General features: G+C 43.4%; 29 protein-coding genes. 23 read left to right on the forward strand and 6 right to left on the reverse strand.

Translation table 11 applies throughout. The features are described from left to right. Nucleotides 1-85 precede the first annotated feature (85 nt). From QVD32_RS03780 to QVD32_RS03795, 4 genes are all read left to right on the forward strand, one after another. Nucleotides 86-1,942, forward strand: coding sequence for a biotin/lipoyl-containing protein (locus QVD32_RS03780; protein WP_118686886.1), 1,857 nt, complete (start codon nt 86-88; stop codon nt 1,940-1,942). 183 nt (nt 1,943-2,125) lie between these two features. Further along, entirely contained in the window at nt 2,126-2,377 is a 252-nt protein-coding gene (locus QVD32_RS03785; RefSeq protein WP_008862566.1) for a type B 50S ribosomal protein L31, read from the forward strand. A 165-nt stretch (nt 2,378-2,542) separates the two neighbouring features. Further along, complete coding sequence (locus QVD32_RS03790; protein ID WP_046411335.1) at nt 2,543-2,923, forward strand: diacylglycerol kinase family protein; 381 nt, start codon at nt 2,543-2,545, stop codon at nt 2,921-2,923. 2 nt (nt 2,924-2,925) lie between these two features. Continuing rightward, nucleotides 2,926-3,483 carry a phosphatase PAP2 family protein gene (locus tag QVD32_RS03795; RefSeq protein ID WP_118686885.1) on the forward strand — a complete coding sequence of 186 codons (558 nt, stop codon included), beginning with the start codon at nt 2,926-2,928 and terminating at the stop codon, nt 3,481-3,483. A gap of 177 nt (nt 3,484-3,660) precedes the next feature. On the opposite strand, the gene nqrF is transcribed toward QVD32_RS03795, so the two are convergent. Genes nqrF through QVD32_RS03825 form a run of 6 tightly spaced genes read right to left on the reverse strand, consistent with a single transcriptional unit; the run spans nt 3,661 to nt 9,532 of the window. Beyond that, complete coding sequence (gene nqrF / locus QVD32_RS03800) at nt 3,661-4,929, reverse strand: NADH:ubiquinone reductase (Na(+)-transporting) subunit F (protein ID WP_008862557.1); 1,269 nt, start codon at nt 4,927-4,929, stop codon at nt 3,661-3,663. Between the two features lie 25 nt (nt 4,930-4,954). Next, on the reverse strand, nt 4,955-5,569 hold the full coding sequence (nqrE, locus tag QVD32_RS03805; protein ID WP_008862556.1) for an NADH:ubiquinone reductase (Na(+)-transporting) subunit E: 615 nt from the start codon (nt 5,567-5,569) through the stop codon (nt 4,955-4,957). A gap of 24 nt (nt 5,570-5,593) precedes the next feature. After that, nucleotides 5,594-6,214, reverse strand: coding sequence for an NADH:ubiquinone reductase (Na(+)-transporting) subunit D (locus QVD32_RS03810; protein ID WP_229033610.1), 621 nt, complete (start codon nt 6,212-6,214; stop codon nt 5,594-5,596). Between the two features lie 2 nt (nt 6,215-6,216). Further along, nucleotides 6,217-6,927: an NADH:ubiquinone reductase (Na(+)-transporting) subunit C gene (gene nqrC, locus QVD32_RS03815; protein ID WP_118686883.1), complete on the reverse strand. Its 711-nt coding sequence runs from the start codon at nt 6,925-6,927 to the stop codon at nt 6,217-6,219. Between the two features lie 8 nt (nt 6,928-6,935). Continuing rightward, the gene (locus QVD32_RS03820) at nt 6,936-8,153 is read right to left on the reverse strand and encodes an NADH:ubiquinone reductase (Na(+)-transporting) subunit B (RefSeq protein WP_195242022.1); all 1,218 of its coding nucleotides are present in this window, start codon (nt 8,151-8,153) and stop codon (nt 6,936-6,938) included. Nucleotides 8,154-8,182: 29 nt separating this feature from the next. Continuing rightward, the gene (locus QVD32_RS03825) at nt 8,183-9,532 is read right to left on the reverse strand and encodes a Na(+)-translocating NADH-quinone reductase subunit A (protein WP_021891108.1); all 1,350 of its coding nucleotides are present in this window, start codon (nt 9,530-9,532) and stop codon (nt 8,183-8,185) included. A gap of 579 nt (nt 9,533-10,111) precedes the next feature. Here QVD32_RS03825 and QVD32_RS03830 point away from each other — a divergent pair. The 19 genes from QVD32_RS03830 (at nt 10,112) to atpG (ending at nt 26,966) form a co-directional block, all read left to right on the forward strand. Then, nucleotides 10,112-10,921: a MotA/TolQ/ExbB proton channel family protein gene (locus tag QVD32_RS03830; RefSeq protein WP_008862551.1), complete on the forward strand. Its 810-nt coding sequence runs from the start codon at nt 10,112-10,114 to the stop codon at nt 10,919-10,921. A 27-nt stretch (nt 10,922-10,948) separates the two neighbouring features. After that, nucleotides 10,949-11,563, forward strand: coding sequence for an ExbD/TolR family protein (locus QVD32_RS03835; RefSeq protein WP_008862550.1), 615 nt, complete (start codon nt 10,949-10,951; stop codon nt 11,561-11,563). A 26-nt stretch (nt 11,564-11,589) separates the two neighbouring features. After that, nucleotides 11,590-12,273 (forward strand): biopolymer transporter ExbD, encoded by a 684-nt coding sequence (locus QVD32_RS03840; RefSeq protein ID WP_008862549.1) that lies wholly within the window; start codon nt 11,590-11,592, stop codon nt 12,271-12,273. 25 nt (nt 12,274-12,298) lie between these two features. Next, the gene (locus QVD32_RS03845) at nt 12,299-13,117 is read left to right on the forward strand and encodes an energy transducer TonB (RefSeq protein WP_008862548.1); all 819 of its coding nucleotides are present in this window, start codon (nt 12,299-12,301) and stop codon (nt 13,115-13,117) included. Between the two features lie 93 nt (nt 13,118-13,210). Next, on the forward strand, nt 13,211-13,441 hold the full coding sequence (locus QVD32_RS03850; RefSeq protein WP_008862547.1) for a hypothetical protein: 231 nt from the start codon (nt 13,211-13,213) through the stop codon (nt 13,439-13,441). 8 nt (nt 13,442-13,449) lie between these two features. After that, the gene (locus tag QVD32_RS03855; RefSeq protein WP_021891106.1) at nt 13,450-14,415 is read left to right on the forward strand and encodes a PstS family phosphate ABC transporter substrate-binding protein; all 966 of its coding nucleotides are present in this window, start codon (nt 13,450-13,452) and stop codon (nt 14,413-14,415) included. Between the two features lie 31 nt (nt 14,416-14,446). Further along, nucleotides 14,447-16,120 (forward strand): tetratricopeptide repeat protein, encoded by a 1,674-nt coding sequence (locus QVD32_RS03860; RefSeq protein WP_021891105.1) that lies wholly within the window; start codon nt 14,447-14,449, stop codon nt 16,118-16,120. 484 nt (nt 16,121-16,604) lie between these two features. Then, a complete protein-coding gene (locus tag QVD32_RS03865) occupies nt 16,605-16,955 on the forward strand; it encodes an NADH-quinone oxidoreductase subunit A (protein WP_008862544.1) in 351 nt (116 codons plus the stop codon). Then, the gene (locus QVD32_RS03870; RefSeq protein WP_008862543.1) at nt 16,946-17,530 is read left to right on the forward strand and encodes an NADH-quinone oxidoreductase subunit B; all 585 of its coding nucleotides are present in this window, start codon (nt 16,946-16,948) and stop codon (nt 17,528-17,530) included. The genes QVD32_RS03865 and QVD32_RS03870 overlap by 10 nt, the downstream gene beginning before the upstream one ends. Before the next feature lie 14 nt (nt 17,531-17,544). After that, a complete protein-coding gene (locus QVD32_RS03875; RefSeq protein ID WP_021891104.1) occupies nt 17,545-19,167 on the forward strand; it encodes an NADH-quinone oxidoreductase subunit D-related protein in 1,623 nt (540 codons plus the stop codon). Nucleotides 19,168-19,200: 33 nt separating this feature from the next. Then, nucleotides 19,201-20,277, forward strand: coding sequence for an NADH-quinone oxidoreductase subunit NuoH (gene nuoH / locus QVD32_RS03880; protein WP_021891103.1), 1,077 nt, complete (start codon nt 19,201-19,203; stop codon nt 20,275-20,277). Nucleotides 20,278-20,315: 38 nt separating this feature from the next. Continuing rightward, nucleotides 20,316-21,827 carry a F0F1 ATP synthase subunit beta gene (gene atpD / locus QVD32_RS03885; protein ID WP_008862540.1) on the forward strand — a complete coding sequence of 504 codons (1,512 nt, stop codon included), beginning with the start codon at nt 20,316-20,318 and terminating at the stop codon, nt 21,825-21,827. 14 nt (nt 21,828-21,841) lie between these two features. Beyond that, a complete protein-coding gene (atpC, locus tag QVD32_RS03890) occupies nt 21,842-22,075 on the forward strand; it encodes an ATP synthase F1 subunit epsilon (protein WP_021891102.1) in 234 nt (77 codons plus the stop codon). 16 nt (nt 22,076-22,091) lie between these two features. Further along, complete coding sequence (gene atpB / locus QVD32_RS03895; protein ID WP_021891101.1) at nt 22,092-23,171, forward strand: F0F1 ATP synthase subunit A; 1,080 nt, start codon at nt 22,092-22,094, stop codon at nt 23,169-23,171. Nucleotides 23,172-23,197: 26 nt separating this feature from the next. After that, nucleotides 23,198-23,452, forward strand: coding sequence for an ATP synthase F0 subunit C (gene atpE / locus QVD32_RS03900; protein ID WP_008862537.1), 255 nt, complete (start codon nt 23,198-23,200; stop codon nt 23,450-23,452). Between the two features lie 3 nt (nt 23,453-23,455). Then, nucleotides 23,456-23,953 (forward strand): F0F1 ATP synthase subunit B, encoded by a 498-nt coding sequence (gene atpF / locus QVD32_RS03905; protein ID WP_008862536.1) that lies wholly within the window; start codon nt 23,456-23,458, stop codon nt 23,951-23,953. A 6-nt stretch (nt 23,954-23,959) separates the two neighbouring features. Then, nucleotides 23,960-24,502, forward strand: a complete 543-nt coding sequence (locus tag QVD32_RS03910; protein ID WP_021891100.1) for a F0F1 ATP synthase subunit delta — start codon at nt 23,960-23,962, stop codon at nt 24,500-24,502. 1 nt (nt 24,503) lies between these two features. Beyond that, nucleotides 24,504-26,081, forward strand: a complete 1,578-nt coding sequence (atpA, locus tag QVD32_RS03915) for a F0F1 ATP synthase subunit alpha (RefSeq protein WP_008862534.1) — start codon at nt 24,504-24,506, stop codon at nt 26,079-26,081. A gap of 12 nt (nt 26,082-26,093) precedes the next feature. Then, nucleotides 26,094-26,966, forward strand: a complete 873-nt coding sequence (gene atpG, locus QVD32_RS03920; RefSeq protein WP_118686881.1) for an ATP synthase F1 subunit gamma — start codon at nt 26,094-26,096, stop codon at nt 26,964-26,966. Nucleotides 26,967-26,981: the final 15 nt, after the last annotated feature.

Raw genomic sequence — 26,981 nt, forward strand, 5'->3', positions numbered from 1 at the left:
TTGATAATAAGTTAAAGAATATTATTTTTGTATTCTTAAATTCATGTAATGTGAATAGATGTAACACCTATAAAATCAAATGGCTATGTCAAGAAAATTGAAAATCCGAGATCTTACTCTTCGTGACGGGCAACAGTCTTTGTTTGCAACTCGTCTTACCCAAGAACAGATAAACCGCGTTTTACCTTATTACAAGGATGCCGGTTTCTTTGCGATGGAAGTTTGGGGTGGTGCTGTGCCCGATTCGGTGATGCGTTATTTGAACGAGAGTCCGTGGACTCGTCTTAAAACAATCAGTGAAGCTATTGGGGGAGCATCTTATTTAACGGCACTTTCTCGTGGCCGTAATTTGTTCGGGTATGCGCCTTATCCCGATACGGTTCTTGACGGATTTTATCGCGAGGCCGTGGCAAACGGGTTGGGTATCATGCGTATATTCGATGCACTCAACGATTTGAACAATGTAAAATCTTCTGTGGAAAAGATAAATGCTGTCGGGGCGATTTCCGATGGAGCCGTATGTTACACGGTAGATCCGCATTATACCATAACGTTTATGGATCGAGTAAAGGCGTTGTTCGGTAAAAAATTGCCGAAACCTATCTTTACCGATGAATATTTTGTGGAAAAAGCACTCGGTTTTGAAAAGTTGGGTGCAAAGATGGTTACTCTCAAAGATATGGCCGGATTGGTGAATCCTTCTCGAATCGCTTCTTTGATGCCTAAATTGAAACAGTCTTTGAAAGTGCCGGTCGATTTTCATACCCATTGTACACCGGGGTGTGGCCTCGCATCGTCGTTGATGGCTGTTATACACGGTGTGGATATTTTGGATACTAATATTTGGTATTTTGGCGGAGGTTCGGCGGCTCCGGCCATAGAATTGCTCTATATTTTCTGTAATAAATTGGGCGTAGAGATGGAAGTCAATATGGCAGCCGTAAGTAAAATACGTGCCGAGTTGCTCGGTATTCGTCGCGAGCTGGCTGCATACGACTTGAAGAAAGACTCGTTCCCCATTGCGTTCGATCCGTTGATCGATAAGTTGCCCGATCATATCGACAAGTTGTTCGATACGGCTATCGAAGCCGCGCGTCAGAATAACGAAGCCGCTTTGCTGGATGCTTGTCATGCCATCGAAGATTATTTCGGATTCCCGAAACCGAATGAGTTGGTGAAGGCTGCGGAGGTTCCCGGCGGTATGTATTCCAATATGGTGGCTCAGTTGAAGCAGCTTAAAGCCGAGCATGTGCTCGATGATGCCATGCGATTGATTCCGAAGGTTCGTTCTGATGCAGGATTGGTTCCTTTGGTTACGCCTACCAGCCAGATTGTAGGAAGCCAAGCCGTAAGTTGTGCTTTGGATAAATTGAAAGGGAATCCGGAATATACGACGGTTTCCAACCAGTTCAAGGCTTTGGTGAAGGGAGAATATGGCAAGACTCCGATCCCTGTCGATCCTAAATTCCGTGAAAAGATTACCGGCAGTCCGATTGAGACTCCGTATGATACGAACTCTTACAAGGCTCCCGAAAATCCTGTGTTGCCGGAGTATGGCAATGTGAAATTGGCCGAAAATGAACAGGAGTATTTGCTGCTCGAACTTTTCCCCAACGTTGCCACCACTTATTTGAAGGGTGTGCGGGCAGCTGAGTATGAGGCTAAGAAACCGGCTGTCGAGGAGGTGAAAGAGCCCGCAGAGGAAGCAGCTCCCGTAGAACCTATAACGGGCCCGACTATCGATGCTCCTATGGGAGGGAAGGTTGTCGAGATAAAAGTGAAGGTTGGAGACAAAGTGAAAAAAGACGATGTCGTGCTGGTGTACGAGGCCATGAAGATGGAGAACGATATACTCTCCACCCTTGAAGGAACCGTGAAACGTATTCTGGTAAAAGAAAACGATGTAGTGGGTACTAACGAACCGTTGATCGAGTTCGAATAATCGTCAGATTGCAAAATTAAAACATAGTCCGGTCGGCGCATCTTTGTCGCCGGCCGGCTTTTTTATGAAAAAGTGGAATAAATATTTTTCTAAATGAAAAGTTATCCCTACATTTGCAAGCCATTACGAAAAATCACGCTACCAACGTGAACATTTGATAATAATTAAAAAGACGATATAACAATGAAAAAAGGAATCCATCCTGATAACTACCGTCCCGTAGTTTTCAAAGACATGTCGAACGAAGAAATCTTTATCACTCGTTCAACCGTAGCAGCCAAAGAGACTATCGAAATTGATGGTGTTACTTATCCTTTGGTAAAACTTGAAATTACCAGTTCTTCACACCCGTTCTTCACCGGTAAACAGAAATTGGTGGATACGGCCGGTCGTGTAGATAAGTTCATGAGCCGTTATGGTAATCGTAAGAAATAATTGATTTTTTTCAATTATATGTTTGTGCCCCGGTTGTCAAATCGGGGCACAATAGTTTATATAGGTTGTTTCCCGATTTTATTGAAACGGATCTTAAATTCATAAATCTGTTTTATCTTTGTATTCAGGTATGACAATAGTCTGTACATGTAACGGTGTGATTCGATGGAAAATAAAAGATTCAGTATCAAGGATAGGATTTATAGTTTCAAGTATGCGGGGCGGGGCGTAGTTCGGCTTGTCAGCAGGGAACATAATGCATGGATACACTGTGCGGTGACCGTGTGTGTGATTGTAGCCGGGGGGCTATTGGGCCTCTCGACTTTCGAGTGGATCGCTGTAGTTCTATGTATCGGAGCCGTGCTGGCAGCCGAGGGTGTCAATTCGGCTATCGAGGCATTATGCGATAAAGTGTCGCCCGAGTACGACGAAGCTATCAAGCATACGAAGGACTTGGCGGCGGGGGCCGTGTTGATATTGGCTGTCATGTCGGTGATTGTAGGTTTGTTGATTTTTGTTCCTAAGATATTATCACTCTTTCATTGAGTATGTTTCGTCGAATTGTCGTGCATATATGTTCGCTCCTTTTATTTGTGTTTCCTGCTGGGGCAGAGGGTTTGAGTCGGGAACGAAAAGCTGTTAAGGTGTCGGGCGATGTATTGTTGGCTGCTATGCCCGTGGCTACGGTTGCCACTGTTTTGGCTATGAAGGACTGGACCGGGGCCAAGCAGGGGCTTTTTACGGGTGTGACGACACTCGGTGTTTCTTATTTGCTGAAATTTACGGTAAAGAAGGATCGTCCCGATCATAGCAATCGATATTCTTTTCCTTCGGCCCATACTTCTCTTCTGTTTGCCAATGCTGCTTTTGTTCAACGCAGATATGGTTGGAAATGGGGTGCTCCCGCCTATGTGTTAGCTTCGTATGTGGGTTGGAGTCGTGTGTATGGACGGAAGCACGATTGGTGGGATGTGGCGGCGGGAGCTGTTATAGGAGCCGGTTGTGCATATATTTATACTCGTCCGTTCGCTCAAAACCATAGGTTGGTTATATCGCCTCTTACCGATGGGAATTCTTTCGGGGTGTATGCTTCCATGACATTTTGATTGATCGGGGTGTAGGGGGTAAATTCCCTTTTTGTTACCGACTTCGTTTTTCATGCCAGCCGTGCAGAAGGTGGGAGTCAGTCGTTTATGTGTCTATCTGGTGATTATACGATAAAAAGCAGGCAGGAAAATCAATCGATTTTCCTGCCTGCTTTTCAATATCTGTCGGGTGATTTATTACCCTCCGAAGTTGTCGTACATCAGATTTTCTTCCGGTACACCCAAATCCCATAGCATTTTTTCTACGGCTTTGGACATCGGGCCGGGGCCACACATGTAATATTCTATATCTTCCGGGGCCTCATGGTCTTTCAGATAGGTATTGTATATAACTTGATGAACGAATCCCGGCGTGTATTTAACTCCTGCCGCATCGGCTGCGGGATCGGGGCGGTCGAGTGCCAAATGGAAAGAGAAGTTGGGGAACTCTTTTTCCAGATCCAAGAAATCTTGTAGGTAGAATACTTCGTTTAATGCTCGGGCTCCGTAGAAATAAGACATCTTCCGGTCGGTCGTATGAAGCGTCTTGGTCATGTGCATGATTTGTGACCGCAATGGAGCCATACCTGCACCTCCGCCTATCCACATCATTTCGTTTTTGGAGTCGAATATGGGGTGGAAATCGCCGTAAGGGCCGCTCATGATAACTTTGTCGCCCGGTTTCAGCGTAAAGATATATGACGAGGCGATACCCGGCATCACATCTTGGAAGCCCACCTGCGGTTTCGGTTTGAACGGTGGCGTGGCGATACGCACCGTCAACATGATTCGATCTCCTTCTGCCGGATAGTTCGCCATAGAATAGGCGCGAATCGTAGGTTCCGTGTTTTTACATTTCAATCCGAATAACCCGAATTTTTCCCATGAAGGCAAGTATTCATCTCCGATGAGGCTTTTATCGATATCTTTGTCATAGTCCATCGTGTAGGCGGGAATTTTGATTTGAGCATAAGAACCCGGAATAAAATTCATGTGTTCTCCGGGTGGCAGGGCAACGATAAATTCCTTGATGAAAGTCGCTACGTTTTTATTTGAAATCACTTCACATTCCCATTCTTTTACACCTAATACCGATTCGGGAACGATTATTTTCATGTCGTTTTTCACTTTCACCTGACAGCCCAGCCGCCAATGGTTCAGTTGTTGTTTCCGGGAGAAGTGTACTTGTTCTGTCGGTAAAATTTCTCCCCCGCCTTCCAATACCTGACAACGGCATTGGGCACATGAGCCTCCACCTCCGCACGCCGACGGCAGGAATATTTTTTCGTTAGATAGCGTGCTCAGTAAACTGCTTCCTGTTTCGACTTCGATTTGCTTGTCGTTATTGATGGTGATTGTCGCTTTCCCCGACGGGACAAGATATTTTTTTGCAACGAGCAGTATCACGACTAAAAGTATCGATACACCCAAGAATAAAACGATACTCGATATGATAGTACTTGTCATTGAACTTATTTCTAATAACATCGTTTTAAAGTTTAATTCCTAAAAAGCTCATAAAGGCGATACCCATTAGTCCTGTAATGATAAATGTGATACCTATACCTCGCAATGGAGCCGGTATGTTTGAATAACTTAATTTTTCTCGAATGGCCGCTAAGCATACGATGGCGAGCATCCAGCCTATTCCAGAACCTATCCCGTAAACGGTCGCACTCGTAACAGAGGGGAAGTTGCGTTGTTGCATGAATAGCGAGCCTCCCAATATGGCGCAGTTTACAGCAATCAGCGGCAGGAATATTCCTAAGGAGGCGTATAGGGAGGGTGAATATTTTTCTACGAACATTTCGACCAATTGTACCATCGAGGCAATAATAGCGATAAACATGATTAGGCTCAGGAAGCTCAAATCGAGTTGAGCGTATTCGGCTCCCAACCATTTCAAAGCGCCTGCTTTCAAAACATAGGTCTCTAACAGATAATTGACCGGCAAAGTAATCGCTAGTACAAAGGTCACGGCGATACCCAGTCCAAAGGCTGTTTTTACATTCTTCGATACGGCCAAATAGGAACACATACCGAGGAAGTAGGCAAATATCATATTGTCTATAAAAATAGACTTGACGAACAGATTTAAATTTTCCATATATAGTTATCTTATCTCTGTTTCTTATTGTTGCAAATCTTTATTTCGAGAACGGTGTACCCAAATGATACAAGCTACGGTAATAAGGGCCATAGGCGGAAGTATCATTAAACCGTTGTTCTGATAGCCCCAATCGTATAATTGTTGAGGTATGACCGGATATCCGAATAGCGTACCCGAACCTAGCAGTTCTCTGAAAAAGGCGACTATGACTAATATGATTCCGTATCCTATTCCATTTCCTATACCGTCTAAGAACGACTCCCACGGTTTATGACTCAGAGCGAAGGCTTCGAGACGACCCATGAGGATGCAGTTGGTAATGATAAGTCCCACGAACACCGAGAGCTGTTTGCTCACTTGGTACATATGGGCTTTGAGAATTTGGTCTACGATAATTACCAGTGCGGCGACGACGACTAATTGAACGATGATGCGGATACTGTTGGGTATCGTGTTTCGCAGTAACGAGATGATGACATTGGCAAATGCGACCACGGCGGTAACCGATACTGCCATAACAAGAGCCGGTTCGAGTTTAGCCGTGACGGCTAATGCCGAGCAAATACCTAATATTTGTACGATAACCGGGTTATTCTTGGAAAGGGGGCCTAAGAGAATCTCTTTGTTCTTTTTTGACAACATGGTTATATATTCTTTGAATTAAGCGATTCTAAAAATTTGGCATAAGGCTTTACACATTTTTGAAGCATGGTTTGTACTCCTTTGCTTGTGATTGTCCCTCCTGAAACAGCATCGACATAGTCGGCTCCGTTTTGGGGCTTTTGTCCTGTTTTTTCAACAGCGATGGAGGTAAAATTGCCGTCTATGAAAAAGTGTTTCCCTTGAAACTGTTCTTGAAACTGAGGTTTTTCTATTTCGGCTCCGAGACCCGGGGTCTCGCCTTGATGAGCGAAATAAGCACCATAAACCGTATTGCCATCGTTTTCCACCGATATGTATCCCCAAATGGGTCCCCATAGCCCGCTACCGGAAAGAGGGATAATGTATTTGGGAGACTCGTTATTGTCGGTGTAGATGAATACGGGCAAGGTTTGTCGGTTTTCAGGCAGTTTCAGTTGATCTGCAATGTTTATCGAGAAAGATTCCCCTTTTGCCAATTCGCCTTTCGAATTGATTATAAAAGAATCGTCGATATATTTTCCGTATAACTCCTGAGCGTTCTCGGGAGTCGATGCGATGTTTACGGAGTTGAGTATTTGGCTCATCTTGTCAATAGCGATGTTTCGTTCCTGTGCAGGTTTTAGTCCTATCGCTGCAAAGGCCAAAATAAAAGCTACGGCAATAACCATGACCGAGGTATAAATAATTGTGTATGTATTACCTTGTTTATTCATAGCTGTTTTTATTTTGTCAAGTTTTTTGCTCGTTTGAGTCTGTGGCGAATGTTGGCTTCGACTACGAAGTAATCTATGAGAGGAGCAAAAGCGTTCATGAGCAGGACTGCCAGCATGGCGCCTTCGGGGTATCCGGTATTGAACACCCGGATTAAAATCGCTAATACGCCGACTAAAAATCCGAATATATATTTTCCTGTATTAGTCCTTGACCCGGTTACGGGGTCGGTAGCCATGAATACGGCGGCGAATGCAAATCCTCCCAAACATATTTGACAGGCCGGCGAAAGCTGTGCTGCCGGATAAATGTCGGGGTTGGCGAACCAGTTACAAATGTAGCTCATGAAAATGCCTCCTGCAAAAACAGAGAGCATGACTCTCCAACTGGCTATCCCGGTAATTAGCAGTATGGCTCCACCGATGAGTATGGCTAATGTCGAAGTCTCTCCTATGGAACCGGGTATAAATCCGAGGAACATGTCATTCAGGAAAAGGGGATTTCCCAATATATCGGTTAGTTGGAGCGGCCCTCCTGAATGGGTAGCGGCTTGTCCGAGAGGGGTAGCCCCCGAAAAACCTTCTACTATTTGACCGGCTCCTAATCCGAATGTATCGCTCGTGCGGATAAAGACTTCGTCACCGGACATTTTTGATGGATAAGCGAAGAAGAGGAATGCCCTTGTTACCAACGCTATATTGAAAATATTCATTCCCGTACCTCCGAATACCTCTTTTGCGAAGATTACGGCAAAGGCAGTCGCGACGGCGATCATCCATAAGGGTGTATCTACCGGTACGATCATGGGAATGAGCATGCCCGAAACGAGGAATCCTTCTTGTATTTCATGATGCCGTATTTGGGCGGCGGTAAACTCTATTCCCAATCCAACTACGTATGCTACGACGATTTTGGGCAGAACTGCCAAAAAGCCGAAGAAGAATATCGACCAGAATGAGGTACGAGCCAATTCTCCTATCGACAAGTAATGTTGATAGCCTACGTTATACATGCCGAATAGCATTGCAGGCAATAAAGCGATGATAACGACAATCATCGTTCGTTTAGAGTCTATACTGTCATGAATGTGAACACCGGATCGTGATGTGGTGTTGGGAACAAAAAGGAATGATTCAAACCCTTCGAACACAGATTGGAACATAGACAATTTTCCTCCCGGTTCAAAATGGGGCTTGATTTTGTCTATATAATTCTTTAAAGCTTTCAAGGTTGTTTTGTATTAATGTTGTTACTGAATTAGTTCATTTCCTTCATAAGTCTGTCGAGACCGTCGCGCACGATTTTTTGTAATTCGAGCTTCGACGTATCGACAAATTCGCAAAGCGCGAAATCTTCCGGGGCGACTTCGTAGATACCCAAGTTTTCCATTTTATCGATATCGAATGCTAAAATGGCTTTGATAAGATACTCCGGGTAGATGTCCATCGGGAAAACCCGGTCGTATTCGTCCGACATGATAATGGCTCGTTCTCCGCCCCTTATTCTGGCATCGATGGTGTATTTTTTCTTTTTTCCCAATAGCCAAGAAAAATAAGAGTGACTCGTGCTATATTTATGGGGATTGAGAGAAGCCCAACCTAAAAATTCGTCGTAATTGTTTCCTTCGGGGATTACCGTTATTTGAGAATGGGTCGCTCCGATGTAACCGTCTGCATTGGTTTTAACCCCCGTCAATACATTTCCGCTGATATAGCGTTGTTCGTATTCGACCGCTTTTACCATACCTTGTGTGATAGAAGCGATGGATGCGCCTATACGGGTGCGTACGTAGTGCGGGTCGTCTATTTCTGAGCCTGTAACGGCGACTATGCGAGAAAAGTCGGCGATGCCTTTGTCGAATAGTCTTCCTATGAAGAGTACGTCGAGAGCGCTCATCGTCCATACTGTGTCTCCTTTATTGATTGGAGCGATATGATTGATTTGTATACCTACGTTTCCAGCAGGATGCGGTCCGTCGAATATAACAGACGTAGCATTTTTTACGTCTATGGGTTGTCTTTGTGATATACCTACGTAAACTTTTCCGCTTGTGAGTTTATTTAACGCTTTTAATCCGGTTTCGAAGTGCTGTTTTTCTTCTTTGAGAATGAAGGCATAATCGGGGGCCAAAGGAGCGGAGTCGAATGCCGTAACGAATATGTCGCGAGGAGCGGTATCGGGATTCGCTACGATATCGTAGGGCCGCTGTTTTATAAAGGCGAAAATGCCCGATTTCAACAATAAATCTTTGATTTCGGAGCTGTCCATGTTTTCGAGATCGAACCTTCCGAACTCTAAGGCTTGTTGAGAGGCATCCGGCTTAATGGTTATTTTTATGACTTTTCGCCTTTCTCCTCGCTCTATTGTTACAATTTCACCACTGACAGGCGAGGGCACGACGATATTCGGGTGCGTTTTATCGTGTATGACCGGAGAACCGGTTAAGACTTTTTCTCCGGGTTTAACAATTACTTTGGGAGTCAAACCTACAAAATCGTCGGGAATAATGGCGTATAGCTGACTATCCGGTGTATTAGATATTTTAGGGCTTGGAATTCCTTCTAATTGAATATCAAGTCCTTTCTTTATTTTGACTACATGATCCATATTGATATTTGTAGAAAATGAATTTTGTCGCAAAATTACAATTCTTTTCGATTCGTTGATAGAATCTTTGCCTCATTTTTTTCTGAGAGCTCGTACTAATTGAATTTTATCTTTTTTGTTCTGCTGGAATCCCTGTAAATGGATTAAATAATGTTATTTTAAAATTAAAAACTCGTGTGTTTTTTCTGTTTGAGGAGCAAAGTCTATTGGCTTTCTCTTTTACTATTATAGTATAAAATAAAAGGATATGAGTGAAATTTATATTTTATAACGTGTGAAGGGGTAGGCCGTCAGGCCTGTTTGGACGGGGTGTTGCGTTCGTAAAAAAAAGCGAATTATTTTTTTTGTATGGAAATAATGTGCTACATTTGACGCACGAATGCGAAGAAAGAGAAAGGAAAGGTGCATGTAAAGTGCTAAATTTTTATACTTGTTTCTTTGCATATAATATTGTGAAAATAGATGCGTTTCTTATAGAGGGTGGAAACACAATGAGTGGAGATACTGATATAGGAAGTTACAAAGGATTGGATACTAATTTTAAAATAACTAATACAAACACTTAGATTTTATTTAATTATGGAAGCTAAAAAGGCTAAAAAAAACAAAGTGCGCGGTATTAAAAACGCGTTTATTGTAATTATCATCTGTTTTATCGTTGCTTTGGTAGTATTTACCCAAGTACTTGGTGCTCCTGAAAACTTTGAAGGTGGAGATCCTGCCGGAGGACATCCTCTGAATTTGTTAGGTACAATTTATAAAGGAGGTTTTATCGTACCTATTCTTCAAACTTTGTTATTGACTGTGATTGTTCTTTCGGTAGAACGTTTCATCGCTATGCTTAGCGTAAAAGGAAAAGGAAATACCAATAAGTTTATCGCTGCCGTGAAAGCTGCTTTGGAAAAAGGCGACATCGCCGGTGCTCAGGCTCTTTGCGACAAACAACGTGGAACCGTTGCAAGTGTTGTTTCTTCGGCTTTGATTAAATATAGCGAAGTTGAAAAAGACGATACTTTGTCGAAAGAACAAAAAATCGAGGCTATCAAAAAACAATTGGAAGAAGCCGCTGCTCTTGAAATGCCTTCCATGCAACAGAATTTGCCTATCGTAGCGACTATGACGACGCTGGGTACTTTGGTCGGACTTCTTGGTACTGTGTTGGGTATGATCAAATCGTTCCAAGCTTTGGCTACCGCCGGTGCTCCTGACTCTGTGGCTTTGTCGACCGGTATTTCGGAGGCACTTGTGAACACTGCTTTCGGTATTGCAACCGGTGCTTTGGCTGTTATTTCATATAACTATTTCTCTAACAAAATTGATAATGTTACCTACGCTATCGATGAGGTAGGTTTCTGTATTGTTAACACGTTCGCTGCTACTCACAAGTAATCGGCATAAAATCGAAAGGACCATTATATGGCTAAAGTAAAAGTAAAAAGGAAGAGTACGCTCATCGACATGACAGCGATGAGTGACGTTACCGTGCTTCTGCTTACTTTCTTCATGCTGACATCGACCTTCGTTCAGAAAGAGCCTGTGCAAGTGAGTACCCCATCTTCGGTATCTGAAATCAAAATCCCAGAAATTAATGTTCTGCAGGTGTTGGTTGAACCGTCCGGGAAAATCTTTATCAGCCTCGACAAACAAGAGGATAGGGTGAATGTATTGAACGCAATGAGTAGTATGTACGGAGTACCGTTTACTCCAGAGCAAATAAATAAGTTCAGATTGGCAAATTCGTTTGGTGTGCCTATCAAACAAATGCCGGGATTCTTGGATTTGAAATCCGATATTCAGGATCAAACTTTGAAAAATTATGGTATCCCGTGCGATAGCGCCAATAACGAGTTTAAAGAATGGGTGCGTGCTGCACGAAAAGCAAATCGCGATTTGAAGATTGCCATCAAAGCCGACCAGGCTACACCGTATGACAAAATCAAAAACGTGATGTCTTCGTTGCAGGATATCAAAGAAAACCGTTACAATCTGCTTACGTCGTTGAAGACTTTACCCGCAGAAGAAGAACAATAACCAAGTCATGAAAGGAAAGAAAAATTATGGCAGAAGTAGAAGTAAAAGACTCGGGTAAAGGCGGTAAGAAAGGTCAACAGAAGAAAATGAAAATCCATGTGGACTTTACCCCCATGGTTGATATGAACATGCTTTTGATAACCTTCTTCATGTTTTGTACTACGTTGAGTAAACCGCAGACGATGGAAATCAGTATGCCTACCAACGATAAGGTAACAGAAGAAGAGCAGAATAAGGTGAAGGCTTCGGAGGCTATCACAATCCTCTTGGGCGATAATGACAGGGTATTCTATTATTTGGGTGAGCCCCAGTACGAAGATTACACTTCGTTGATCGAGACATCTTATAATGCCGATGGTATCAGAGCCTTGCTCCTTGATCGTAACAAAGAAGTTGTTGCCAAGGTGAAAGATTTGAAGGAACGTAAAAAACGCGAGGAGATCAGTGAAGAAGTTTTTGACTCGTTGGTCGTAGATGCCAAAAAAGCCAAAGGCGCTCCGGTGGTCATGATTAAAGCGAAATTGCCCGATGAAGAAGGAAAGAACGGTGCGACTTACCGCAATTTGATAGATGCTCTTGATGAGATGATCATTTGCAGTATCGGTAAGTATGCTATCGTTGACATCACAGAAGGTGATTTGTTCCTGATGGAGAATTATGAGAAGAAGGGTGCTCTTTCCGATCAGATAGACACCAGTAAAAAGAACTAATAGTACACATTAAAAAAGAAGAGAAATGTCAAAGAACGTAGATTTAACTTCGAAAGAATGGTGCGATTTAGTTTTTGAGGGAAAAAACAAAGCATTTGGAGGGTATCTTTTACGGGTTAACTCGCCGAAGCGATATACATGGGCTACCGTTGGCGTAATCTGTGTGGTTGCATTTGCTTTCGTACTTCCCTATATTGTCGAGTCATTTAAGTTCGGAGAAGTTGAAGAAGAGACAACAGTAGTTGTGGAGATGACACAATTGCCAGAGGCCGAGGTAGAGAAACAAGAAGTTCAACCGTTGGTTGAAACTCCTCCTCCCCCTCCGTTGAAGAGCTCCATTAAGTTTACTGCACCTGTCATTAAGAAAGACGAGGAAGTGTCTGATGAAGAAGAATTGAAATCGCAAGATGAATTGACACAATCCAAAGTGAATATTTCTATTGCCGATGTGAAAGGTAATGACGAAGAACACGGACAGGATATCGCTGATTTCCGAGAAGTAATCGCCGAGCCTGTCGTAGAGGAAGAAAAGCCCTACGAGGCAGTAGAACAGATGCCTACTTTCCCGGGTGGAGAGACCGAGTTGATGAAGTTTATTCGTGATAACCTCAAATATCCGGTTATAGCTCAGGAAAACGGTATTCAGGGTCGTGTTATTTTGCGTTTCGTTGTTTCGAAGACAGGAACGATTGATAATGTTACGGTTTTGCGTAGTTTGGATCCTACTTGTGATAAGGAGGCTATTCGAGTAGTGAAGAGTATGCCTAAATGGATCCCGGGTAAACAAAACGGTAATAATGTGCCAGTTTATTTTACACTGCCTGTTGTATTTAAACTTTTGTAATCTCTTGTTTGTTTAAGAAGAGATTCGTGAAATATAGTACTCGCAGCCTATTATCATAGATTTTAGGTTGCGGGTATTTTAAAAAGTTCGATTATGGAAGAAAAGTATGGCCATTACAACGATGATACGGAAAAGAAGAACCGCTTGGGCATGAATGTCGTTTTCGGCATGATTATGATAGCTATTTATTTAGGTATGGCCTATTTGCTGTTATTTACTTCATTGTTTTCCAATTTATACGATATAGTACGCTATATTATGGGCGGTGTATTTGCCGTATATGGAGTATTTAGAGGATATAGATTGTTTGTTGGAATGAAATAAAACGAATTATGAATAAGCTAATATTACTTCCAGTCGCAATTTTTGTAGCCGCGTCTGCTTTGTCTTCGTGTTCATCTTGCCAGAATGAAGAAAAAGAGGGACAAAAGGTTAAGGAGACCATCACGTCGGGTGTGATAGATATCAGCTGTGACGAAAGTTTCGAGCCGATTATGGAGCAAGAAATCATGGTCTTTGAAGCAGCTTACCCGAAGGCTTCGATTATTCCTTATTATGTAAGTGAATCGGAAGCCTTGAATATGCTTTTGCAAGATAGTGTGCGGTTGGCTATTGCTACTCGTCCGTTATCCCCGAAAGAAGAAGATTCTTTTAAATCCCGCCGGTTAAAGGTGCGCACCGTGCAAATCGCCTTAGACGGCATTGCTTTTATTGTGAATAAATCTAACAAGAATGATATAATTTCGGTAGATGATTTGCGAAAGATCGTAACAGGAGAGGTCACGAAATGGAACCAGATTTATCCGGGATCTACGTTGGGAGACCTTCATTTTGTATTCGACAATCAAGGTTCCAGTTCTATGCGTTATGCCATAGATTCTCTTTGCGAGGGAAAAACTCTGTATAAAGGTTTGTTTGCCCAAAAATCCAATCAGGCTGTGATCGATTATGTGGCTCAAACGCCTAATGCGATAGGGGTAATAGGAGCAAGCTGGATTGGGAATAAAGCAGACTCGACCAATACTTCGTTTACCGATGTCGTAAAAGTAATGGCTGTGCGTAAAGCACCGGGATTTAAACCCTATAAACCCTATCAATATTATATAGCGTCGGGAGATTATCCGTTGACTCGGCCTATTTACATGATTACAACGGATCCTCGGAATGGATTGCCTACCGGCTTTATTAAGTTTGTGTCTTCTCAAAGAGGGCAGTTAATAATTTTTAAGACCGGTATTGTACCGTGGCAAACTAATATTGCGTTAAAAAGAGATGTAAGCATTACCGATGCTTTTTAAGTAAGAAAATTATTAATTTAAAAATATATCAATGAAATCAAGTCTTAAATTATTTTTTTCACTGTTTCTTGCTGCCGGCAGTTTCACTGCTTTTGCTGCCAGCTATACTGATGGAATAGAGTATTTTAAAGCGGGTCAACCCGATCGGGCAAAAATTTTGCTTGAACGCACCCTTGATGATGCAGGAACGAATAAAGCAGAATCTTATTACTATTTGGGAGAGATAGCGTTTGGCAACAAGGACTATACGGCTGCCGCAGAGTACTATAAGAAAGGTCTTGAAGCCGATCCTTTGTTCGCTTATAATCTCGTCGGTCAAGGTAAGCTCGCATTGAATGGAAGTGCAGATAAGGAACAAGCTGAAAAAGTGGCTGAAAAATATTTCAAAGAAGCACTTAAAGGAAAAAATAAGAAAGATGCCGGTCTTAATTTGGCAATTGCCAAAGCATATTATGAGACCGGGACTCCGGGTTATGAGGAGTATATGAAGAAGTCTTATAAAGCAGACAAGAAGTTTCCCGATTATTTTATGTTTGAGGGCGATGTCTTGGTAAACCAACAGCAGTATGGGGATGCTTGTGGACGGTATGAAAATGCGATTTATTTCGACCCTAATTGTATCGAAGCGTATGTGAAATACTCGCATATTTATTTCGATATAAATCCGACATTGGCCATTCAAAAGTTGGAAGAGTTGCAAACTATCGCTCCTAATTCTGCTATTGCACAACGTGAGATGGCCGAAGCGTATTATAAGAATTCTCAATATACAAAGGCTGCCGAGGCTTATGAGAAGTATATGCAGAACCCCAACCATTTCCAAACAGACCGTCCCCGGTTGGCTACTCTGTTGTTCTATGGCAAACGCTTTGATGAGTCATTGGAACTTGCAAAAGATATTTTATCTCATGATCCTCAAAACTTTGTTATTCGTCGTATCGTTATGTACGATAATTATGAACTGGGGAATTTTGAGGCCGCAGAACAGGCTGCAATCGAGTTCTTGGGAATGAATCCGGGTGACAATGTGTTTACGGCGCGCGATTATATGACGTATGGCGATATTTTATCCAAACAAAAGAAGTATGGAGAAGCCGTTGCTCAATATGAAAAAGCTTATGAACTGGATAATACCCGTACGGATATTCTTAAAGTTTTGAGCGATACCTATGAGCGTAATAAAGATTATGTAAAGGCAATCGATACTTATGAGAAGTATATGAATGCCGATACGGTGAATAATCAACGTGTCATGGACTATTATTTGCTCGGTCAAATTTGTTATAGTGCAGGCCAAGCTGCACAAGATAGCGTGGAGTTGATGAATATGTATTTGTTGAAAGCAGATACTATGTTCCAAGTTGTGGTAGAGCGTTCTCCGACGGATTATCGGGGATATTTGTGGCGCTCTCGTGCGGCCGCAGTGCGTGACCCTGAATTGAAAGAAGGGTTGGCCAAACCTTTGTATGAAGAGACTTTGACTGTTTTGGATCAAGATCCTTCCAATAAGGAGAAAGCTGCTACAAAACGTGTTTATATCGAGGCTTATAAATATTTGGGATATTATAATTATCTGCAAACCACCAATCCGGCCAAGAAAAACGAGGCTATCGCGGCTACAAAAGATTATTGGAACAAGATGCTGGAATTGGATCCGGGTAATACAGAGATTCTCGAAGCTCTTAAAACTCTCGATTCGTTGTAATAGGAGTTTTTTTGAATGTATTCATTGCGTGACAAACTATTTTTGTCGCGCAATTTTTTTGAGGTGGTGTTCCAAAAGCAGAATAATTTGTCCGGAATTGCGGATTAAAAATAAAAAAGAGTCTAACGTGAGGCTTTTGTTGGAAATAAAATTCGTATATTTGTGCGACAAAATTTTTCGAAGAATAATTTGCAGTGAAACAAAGGATTTTGGGGTGATATTCATCGTTCGGAAAATAAATTTGTCCGTTGTATAAATCCTTGACTAAGAAAGAAAAGAAATCGTATGTTTGGTTCTATATGGAATAAGACAATATCAGATCGCGAGACTAATACCGGAATGGAGCGATGTCGTATTTCTTTTTCTTATGAAAAGAGAAAGATTTTTTATTTATAGACGATCGGGCCTTGTATTGTTGTTTTAGCAATATAGGGCTTTGTCATTTGGAGAAAAGAATAAAAATAAATACAAACTAAATTAACGTATGAATTCTGCACTATTTGTAGTTGTATTGATTACCGGATTAGCGTTGGTGGGCGCGGCTTTGTTGATTGCAGGGCTTATTTCGCCTCGCTCGTTCAACCCACAGAAAGGTGAGGCTTATGAGTGTGGTATCCCATCGCGCGGCGAATCTTGGATGCAGTTCAAAGTAGGTTACTACTTGTTTGCCATTCTGTATTTGATGTTCGACGTAGAAACGGTATTCTTGTTCCCGTGGGCGGTTATATTGAAAGATTTAGGTGTAGCCGGATTATTTAATATTTTATTTTTCATGGTTATACTTGTTTTAGGACTGGTATATGCATGGAAGAAAGGAGCACTCGAATGGAAGTGAAAATTAAATCGATGAAGTATGAAGACTTCAAAGACAATGAATATATTGAACATCTTGTTGATGAGCTCAAAGCCTCTCATACCAATGTGGTGGTGGGATGCTTGGACGAACTTATTAACTGGGGGCGGTCTAACTCTTTGTGGCCGCTTACCTTTGCGACAAGTTGCTGTGGTATCGAGTTCATGTCGCTCGGCGCAGCGCGGTACGATATGGCCCGTTTCGGGTTTGAAGTAGCCCGTGCCAGTCCGCGTCAGGCCGATTTTGTGATGGTGGCCGGTACGATTGTACATCGTATGGCTCCCGTTCTTAAACGTTTGTATGACCAGTTGGCCGAACCGAAATACGTGGTAGCTGTCGGTGGATGTGCCGTTTCGGGCGGACCGTTTAAAAATTCGTATCACGTGTTGAAAGGTGTAGATGAGATTCTTCCGGTCGATGTGTATATACCGGGGTGTCCTCCTCGTCCCGAGGCTATGTTTTACGGTTTGATGCAATTACAACGTAAGGTAAAAGTCGAGAAATTCTTTGGCGGGGTCAATCGTCAAGAAAAGCGAGAGAAAGTATTCGGAAAATAATATAAGTTACCTATATGGCAAACATACAGCAAGAAATAAGTAGTTTTCTGCCGGAGGCTACCTTCGTGGAAGGGACTATTTTGGAAGTGTCGGTTCCTGATGCCAAGTGGCATGATTTAGCGCTTTATTTGCATAATCAACTGCACTTCGATTATTTGGTTTCTATTGTGGGCATGGACTGGGGCGAGACCGTGGGTTGTGTCTACTATTTGACTTCTACCGTCGATAATTCACAAGTTTCGGTTAAAATAGAGACCGCAGATAGAGAGAATCCTCTGCTTCATTCTGTTTCGGATATTTGGAAATCCGCGAATTTATACGAACGTGAAGTCTATGATTTTTTTGGAATCCGTTTCATCAACCACCCCGATATGCGCCGGCTGTTTTTGCGAAACGACTGGGTGGGGTATCCTTTCCGAAAAGATTATAATGCAGACCCTGAATTGAATCCTATCCGATTGGAGCATGAGTCTGTCGATGATGTCACACACTCCGTTGTCGAAACGGAAGATGGAAAGCTCGAAGAACGGACGAATACGATATTTTCTCCTCAGGAATTCGTGGTAAATATCGGTCCTCAACATCCTGCGACTCATGGTGTGTTGCGTTTACGTACCTCTCTCGATGGCGAGACGGTTAAAAAAATCGATGTGTATTGCGGTTATGTGCATAGGGGAATAGAGAAACTATGTGAGTCTCTTACCTATCCTCAGACTCTTCACTTCGCCGATCGTCTTGATTATTTGTCCGCTCAGCAGAACCGACATGCAGTCTGTCTTTGTATAGAAGATGCTTTGCAAGTAGAAGTGCCCGCACGTGCACAGTATATACGTACGATCATGGACGAGTTGATGCGTATTTCTTCGCACTTGTTATTCTGGTCCACATTCTGTATGGACTTGGGAGGAACGACAGCATTCTTCTATGGTTTCCGCGATAGAGAAAAGATTCTCGATATATTTGAGGAAACGTGTGGTGCGCGTATGACTTTCAATTACTATACGATTGGAGGTTTGATGGCCGATTTACATCCCGATTTCCAGCGTAAGGTCAAAGAGTTTTGTGCCTATATGCCGGCTAAGCTGAAAGAGTACCACACGTTGTTTACCGGTAATGTCATTGCCCAACAACGTATGAAAGGAGTGGGAATTCTTTCTCGCGAGGATGCTATTTCGTATGGAATTGCGGGACCGTCGGGGCGTGCTTCGGGTTGGGCTTGCGACGTGCGTAAGAATCACCCGTATGCAATGTATGACAAGGTGGAATTTAATCAAGTTATCCGTACGGAGGGAGATGTTTTTGCCCGTTACATGGTACGCTTAGATGAAATATTGGAATCTATACATATCATAGAGCAATTGATCGACAATATCCCCGAGGGTGATTATGCCGTTAAGATGAAGCCTATTATCAAGCTGCCCGAAGGCCGTTATTTCCGCCAAGTAGAGGCCAGTCGTGGTCCGTTGGGTATTTTTATCGAAAGTCATGGAGATAAGAATCCTTATCGTTTGAAGATAAATTCGGCATGCTTGCCGCTGGTCGCTGGTCTCGATCCAATGTGTCGCAATGGAAAGATCGCCGATTTGATTGCTATCGGAGGGTCGCTTGACTATGTAATCCCCGATATGGACAGATAATTGAGTAATAAAAAATAAATTAAAGAATAAGTTATGTTCGACTTTTCGATAGTTACCCACTGGATCGATAATTTGTTGAGAAGTGTAATGCCCGGTTGGGGAGCTTTACTTGTTGAATTTGTATTGGTAGGCGTGGTGCTGTTGCTGTTGTATGCAGTTTTGGCATTGTTCTATATATATTTTGAGCGTAAGGTCTGTGCCTTTTTCCAATGCCGTTTGGGTCCGAATCGTGTAGGTCCTTATGGTATTATTCAGAGTGTTGCCGATATGTTCAAGATATTGATTAAGGAGTTGATTACTTTGAATCATATCGATAAGTTCTTATTTAATTTAGCTCCTTATTTGGTAATCGTCGCTTCCATGTTGGCCTTTGGTTGTTTGCCTTTTGGAAGAGGATTACAAGTTATCGATTTTAATATCGGCGTGTTCTTCCTGATCGCCGTTTCGTCCATAGGAGTGTTGGGTATTTTGTTGGCCGGTTGGTCCAGTAACAATAAATTTACACTTATCGGTGCTATTCGAAGCGGTGCTCAAATGGTGAGTTACGAACTTTCGATTGGGTTGTCTGTATTGACGATGGTCGTCTTTGCCGGAACAATGTCGATAACCGGTATAGTAGAAGCTCAGACTAACGGTTGGTTCTTGTTTACAGGTCATATCCCGGCGATAGTCGCATTTTTGATTTATTTGGTTGCCGGTACGGCCGAGACCAATCGTGGTCCGTTCGACTTGCCCGAAGCCGAGAGCGAGTTGACAGCCGGATACCACACAGAATATTCGGGTATTCATTTCGGATTTTTCTACTTGGCTGAGTATTTGAATCTGTTTATTGTGTCGGGTATGGCTACATTGCTTTTCTTGGGAGGTTGGATGCCATTCCACATACCGGGTTGGGAAGGTTTTAACCATATTATGGATTATATTCCGTCTGTGATTTGGTTCTTTGGAAAAGCGATACTTGTTTCGTTTGTGATTATTTGGTTCAAGTGGACATTCCCCCGTTTGAGAATAGACCAATTATTGCGGCTCGAATGGAAATATTTATTACCTTTGAACTTGATTAATCTCTTTATTATGGTGCTTATTGTGATTTACGGATTGCACTTTTAATGAATTAAAAATATAATACTGATAATAGAGGTAAAGTTATGGCAGATAAATTTGGATATATCACGCAGGTCATCGGGCCGGTTGTCGATGTCGCTTTTGAAGGCGAAGGCAATGAAGTACCTCCCATATATGCCGCTCTTAAAATCGAACGAGAGAACGGGGCAGAGCTGATTGTCGAGGTAGAACAACATATCGGTGAAAATACGGTGCGTTGTGTAGCGATGGATTCTACCGATGGACTGAAACGGGGTATGAAGGCTATCGACTTGCAAAGACCGTTATCGATGCCTACCGGTTCGCAAGTGAAAGGTCGGTTGATGAATGTCATCGGTGAAACGATCGACCACCTTCCTGCATTGGATTATACCGAATTAAAATCGATTCATCAGGAGGCTCCGGCTTTCGACGACCTCTCTATCAGTACCGAGATGCTTTATACGGGAATCAAGGTGATCGATTTACTCGAACCGTATTCAAAAGGTGGAAAGATCGGTTTGTTCGGAGGGGCAGGTGTTGGTAAGACCGTGTTGATTATGGAACTTATCAACAATATAGCCAAAGGGCACAACGGTTTTTCGGTGTTTACCGGAGTGGGGGAGCGTACCCGTGAAGGTAACGACCTTTTACGTGAGATGATCGAGTCGGGAGTTATGTCGTACGGCGATAAATTCAAAGAAGGCATGGAACGGGGCGAGTGGAATCTGCGTGATGTCGATATGGAGAAAGTGAATGAATCGCAGGCAACGTTGGTGTTCGGTCAGATGAACGAGCCGCCGGGAGCCCGTCTGCGTGTCGCTTTGTCTGGGTTGACTGTTGCCGAACAGTTCCGTGATTCCGATGGCGGAGGTAAAGAGATACTTTTGTTTATTGACAATATATTCCGTTTCACTCAGGCGGGATCCGAAGTTTCGGCATTGTTGGGTCGTATGCCTTCTGCCGTGGGATATCAACCTACTTTGGCTTCCGAGATGGGTAAGTTGCAAGAACGTATTACGTCTACGAAGCAGGGCTCTATTACATCGGTACAGGCCATTTATGTACCGGCCGATGACTTGACCGACCCGGCTCCGGCGACTACATTTAGCTTTTTGGATGCTACGACGGTATTGAGCCGTAAGATTTCTGAGTTAGGTATCTATCCGGCAGTGGATCCGTTGGAGTCTACGTCCCGAATCCTCGATCCGAATATTGTAGGCGAGGAACACTATCAGGTTGCTCAGGGTGTAAAACAGCTTTTACAGCATTATAACGAATTGCAGGATATTATCGCCATTTTGGGTGTCGATGAGTTGTCGGACGAAGACAAACTGGTGGTGAATCGTGCTCGTCGGGCACAGCGGTTTTTGTCGCAACCTTTCCACGTGGCCGAGCAGTTTACCGGTCTTCAAGGTGTGATGGTTCCGTTGGAAGAGACTATCCGCGGGTTTAAGATGATTCTTAACGGCGAGATGGACGAATATCCCGAACAAGCATTCTTGAACGTGGGTACAATAGACGAGGCCATTGCCAAAGGTAAGAAGTTGTTAGAACAAGCGAAGACCGCTCACTAATAAAAACGAGAATTATGGTACTTGAAATTATATCTTCGGAACAAATCCTTTTTAAAGGAGAAGTCGAATCGGTTACCCTGCCGGGAGCAAAAGGTTCGTTTACAGTTCTTGAAAATCATGCATCGTTGATTTCTACGCTCGATGCCGGTACCATTGAGTATGTAACGGGCGGTGAGCGGCATTCGGTATCCGTCGGTGGCGGGTTTGTCGATGTGGATAATAATCGTGTAGCAGTTTGTGTACGGTAATTGGAGTAAAAAAGAGATGAGAAAACAAATCGCATACATAGTCGCTTTTTTGTTAACGGTATTTTCGTTCCCGCTGTCGGCACAGGAAAAGGCCGATGGTGAAGGAGAAAAGGCCTTTGACCCGAAAGAGACAATTTTTGAGCACCTGCTCGATGGCTATGGTTGGGAATTACCTTTCTCGCATGAGCATAAAATCCCACTTCCGGTTATCGTGCGGGATTATAAGGGCGATTGGAAAATATTCGGGTCGCATCGGCTTGAACACGGGCAGACTTATGAAGGTTTTTATGTCGCTCAGGACGGCCCGAATAAAGGAAAGGTCGAGAGTGTCGATGATAGGGGAAATCGTTATCGTCCGCTCGATTTGTCGATTACCAAAAATGTGTTGGCGTTGATTATAGCGGCATTCATTTGTGGGTGGTGTGTGCTTTCGGTGGCTCATTGGTATAGAAAGAAACGTTTCAAAGCCCCTAAAAAAGGTGTAGGAGCCATAGAATTTCTTATCGAGTTCGTTTATACGGGCGTGATAAAAAGCACATTGGGCGATAAAGCACCTCGTTTTGCCCCTTATTTATTGACCGTATTTTTCTTTATCCTTTTGATGAACCTGTTAGGGCTGATCGTAATTTTCCCCGGTGGCGCTAATTTGACGGGTAATATAGCCGTTACTATGGTTCTTGCTTTGTGTACATTTATCGTAGTAAATGTGCGCGGAACAAAAGAATATTGGAAAGAAATATTTTGGCCCGATGTACCGTTGTGGTTGAAGTTTCCGTTACCTATCATGCCCTTGATCGAGGTGTTCGGAATATTTACCAAACCGGCGGCTTTGATGGTGCGTTTGTTTGCCAATATGATGGGCGGGCATATGATTATATTGTCGCTTATATCGCTCATTTTCATTTTTGGAGCATTCGGAGCGGTTGTTATAGGGGCAACGACAGTCGTATCGGTGTTGTTCTCTTTGTTTATGTTGCTTATAGATACGTTGGTATCGTTTATTCAAGCCTATGTGTTTACCATGCTTTCGACTCTGTTCATAGCTTTGGCACAAGTCGATGGGCATCATGAAGGAAAAGTGGAAGAAATAAAATAATGTATAATCTCTAAACAACAAACATTATGTTAGGAATGATTTTATTACAAGCAGCAGCCGGTGCAAGTCTGGCTAAGTTGGGCGCCTGTATCGGCGCTGGTATCGCCGCTATTGCAGCAGGTATTGGTATTGGTAAGATCGGTTCATCGGCGATGGATGCCATAGCTCGTCAGCCCGAAGCCAGCGGTGATATCCGAAGCAACATGATCGTGATTGCCGCTCTTGTAGAAGGTGTTGCATTGTTCGCTGTGATTGTTTGCGTGATGTCATTATTCCTCTAAGATATGGAACTGTTCACGCCCGAATTCGGCTTGGTATTTTGGATGTTCGTTGTCTTCGTCATCCTTTTTGCCATTCTTGCGAAGTTTGCTTGGCCCTATATTATCCGCAGTCTCGACGAACGTGCCGAGCTTATCGATAAGGGGGTTGAGTATGCACAAGAGGCAAAAGCGCAATTAGACAACGCACAAGCGGATGCCAAAGCTCTTTTGGTCGAAGCGCAGAAACAACAGATGGAGATTCTGCACGAAGCTGCCCAGATGAAAACTCATATCATAGAGGAGGCTCGTCAGGCAGCATCGGTAGAGGCGAAGAAAGTAATGGACGCTGCGGCCGTGTCGATCGAGCAAGCTCGAAAAGAGTCGGAACTTCAATTCCGCCGCGAGGTAAGCGAGTTTGCCCTGCAAATTGCAGAAAAAATGATGCGTAAGCAACTTTCTGATGACAAAACGCAGGTCGAAATGATCGACAAACTGTTGAATGAAATTGAGAATCAAAACTAATAGGATATGAACGAAGGGTTAATACCGAGCCGATATGCGAAAGCTCTTTATAAGTATGCTCAGGAGCATCATGTGGCCGCTCCTATTTACGAAGAGATGAAACGGCTTGATGCAGCTTTTGCAACTCATACCGAGTTGTCTAAGGCACTGAGTAACCCGGCTCTCTCTGCTGCGGATAAGGTGCGGGTATTGTCATCGGCTTTCGGTGAAAAGCCCGACGATTATCTTCTCCGTTTTGTTCAGTTAGTGATTAGGAACCGTCGCGAAACGTTTGCAAGAGCCATTGCTTTGGCTTATCAGGATATTTACCGGCGAGCTAATCATATAGCTCGTGTTACGATAATAACTGCTGTTGCTTTGGATAAGGAAGTTCTCGACCGTATAGGTGATCTCATGAAAAAGCAAACGGATAAGACGTTGGAATTCGTTTATGAAATAGATCCTTCTATCATCGGCGGATTTATTTTACGGGTGGATTCGATGCAATTAGATGCTTCGGTAAATAGTGAATTAAAGAAATTGCGTTTGAAATTGCTAAACAGCAAATGATATGATTAAACCCAGTGAAATATCGGATATTTTAAAAAAGCAACTCGATGAAGTCGATTCCAAAATCAATTTCGAGGAAGTGGGTACTGTTCTCGAAGTGGGTGATGGGGTGGCTCATGTCTATGGACTCGAAAATGTGCGGTCAAGCGAACTTATCGAGTTTGAGAATGGAGTGCACGGAGTTGCGATGAACCTCGAAGAGAGCAATGTGGGTGTCATTTTGCTCGATAATGTCGATAAGGTTACCGAAAATATGACGGCTCGTCGTACGGGAGAGATTGCCTCTCTTCCTGTTGGCGAAGGATTGCTAGGGCGGGTCATCAATACGTTGGGTGAACCCATTGACGGGGCCGGTCCCATTCAGGGTGATTTGATTCGATTGCCTCTTGAACGTAAGGCTCCGGGTGTTATTTTCCGTCAGCCGGTGAACGAGCCTTTGCAGACCGGTATCAAGGCGATAGACTCTATGGTTCCTATCGGCCGTGGACAGAGAGAGTTGATCATCGGCGACCGTCAAATCGGGAAAACGGCTATCGCCATCGATACGATTATCAATCAACGAGATAATTATAAAAACGGTAACCCCTTGTATTGTATTTACGTAGCTATCGGTCAGAAGGCTTCTTCTGTGGCTGCGTTGGTGAATACATTGAAAGAGCACGGAGCGCTCGATTATACGGTCGTTTTGGCAGCGAACGCTTCCGATTCGGCTGCTATGCGTTATTATGCGCCTTTTGCGGGGGCTGCTATCGGGGAGTACTTCCGGGATAGCGGGCGTCATGCATTGGTAATTTATGACGACTTATCGAAGCAGGCGGTTTCCTATCGTGAAATTTCGTTGATTCTTCGTCGTCCTTCCGGTCGTGAGGCCTATCCGGGCGATATATTCTATTTGCATTCCCGTTTGCTCGAAAGGGCTGCTAAGATTATCAATAATGACGAGGTTGCTTCTTCGATGAACGATTTGCCCGAGGTGATGAAACCGATGGTGAAAGGTGGCGGATCTTTGACGGCATTGCCTATTATCGAGACACAGGCCGGAGACGTTTCGGCTTATATCCCTACGAACGTGATTTCGATTACCGACGGACAGATATTCTTGGAAACGGCATTGTTTAACCAAGGGGTACGTCCGGCTATCAATGTGGGTATCTCTGTTTCCCGTGTAGGTGGTAACGCTCAGGTAAAAGCCATGAAGAAGATTGCCGGTACATTGAAAATAGATCAAGCTCAGTTCCGTGAGCTCGAATCGTTTACAAAATTCGGTGGCGATGTCGATCCTGTGACGGCCATGACAATCGATAAAGGGCGTAAGAACGAACGTATTCTTATACAGCCTCAGTATTCGCCGGTTCCCGTGGAAGAGGAAATCGCTATTATATATTGCGGTACACAGGGATTGTTGCACAATGTCCCGATGGACAAGGTAGCCGAGTTTGAAAAATTGTATTTGCAAATATTGAAATCAAAATATAGCCACGAAGTGATGGACGAATTGCGTGCAGGACATCTTGACGACAAGATTGCTGCTCTCATGACCGAAGTTGCCGAAGAGGTTGCTAATCGATTTAAGGCATAAACTATGGCATCAATGCGCGACTTAAAAGGAAGAATCGGTTCAGTCGCTTCTTCCGAAAAAATAACCGGTGCGATGAAGATGATTTCATCGGCCAAGATGCATAAGGCCGAGTCGGCTTTGCGTCGTGTACGGCCTTTCAGGGATCAAATTCAAAACACCATCGATCACCTTATTTCGGCTGATGCTGAATATAGTTCTCCGCTTACCGAGATTCGTCCCGTAAAGCGGAGGGCGATTGTTTTGCTCAGCTCGGACGAGGGATTGTGTGGCGCATTTAATATGAATCTTTTTAAACGCACGCTCGAAATTATCAATCAGGCACGAATGGCAGAGACCGAAAATCCAGTCATGTTTGTTGTTTATCCGATTGGAAAGAAAGCCTCTAAATTCGCTCAAAAACTTGTGGGGGATAATGTCGATGTTACTGCCGATGAAATGACCGCTAAAAGCTCTGCCGAGGATATCGCCCGTTTTACCGGAGAATTGACGCGGGAGTTTATTGCCGGAAAAGTCGATTGCGTGGAAGTTGTATATACTCATTATAAAAGCGCGAGCAAACAGATTTTAGCGACTCGTCAATTATTGCCGATTGCCGCCGATGATTTGGCGACGGGTGAAAAAGTCGAGCGTAATAAACCTTATTTGTTCGAGCCCGATGTGAATACGATCTATAATGAGGTATTACCGCTTTATGTTCTGTCGAGTATGCAGGAGGCTATCTGTTCCAATCGGGTGTCAGAACAGGCGGCCCGGGTGATGGCCATGCAGTCGGCGAACGATAATGCGAAAGAATTGTTGGACGAACTGCAATTGGAATATAATAAACTGCGTCAGCAGAGTATTACGTCCGAATTGTTGGATATTATCGGAGGAAAAGTAGATTGAAATCAAGGGGCTTGA

Source organism: Barnesiella sp., assembly GCF_022723415.1.
GTDB classification, from domain to species: Bacteria; Bacteroidota; Bacteroidia; order Bacteroidales; family Barnesiellaceae; genus Barnesiella; species Barnesiella intestinihominis.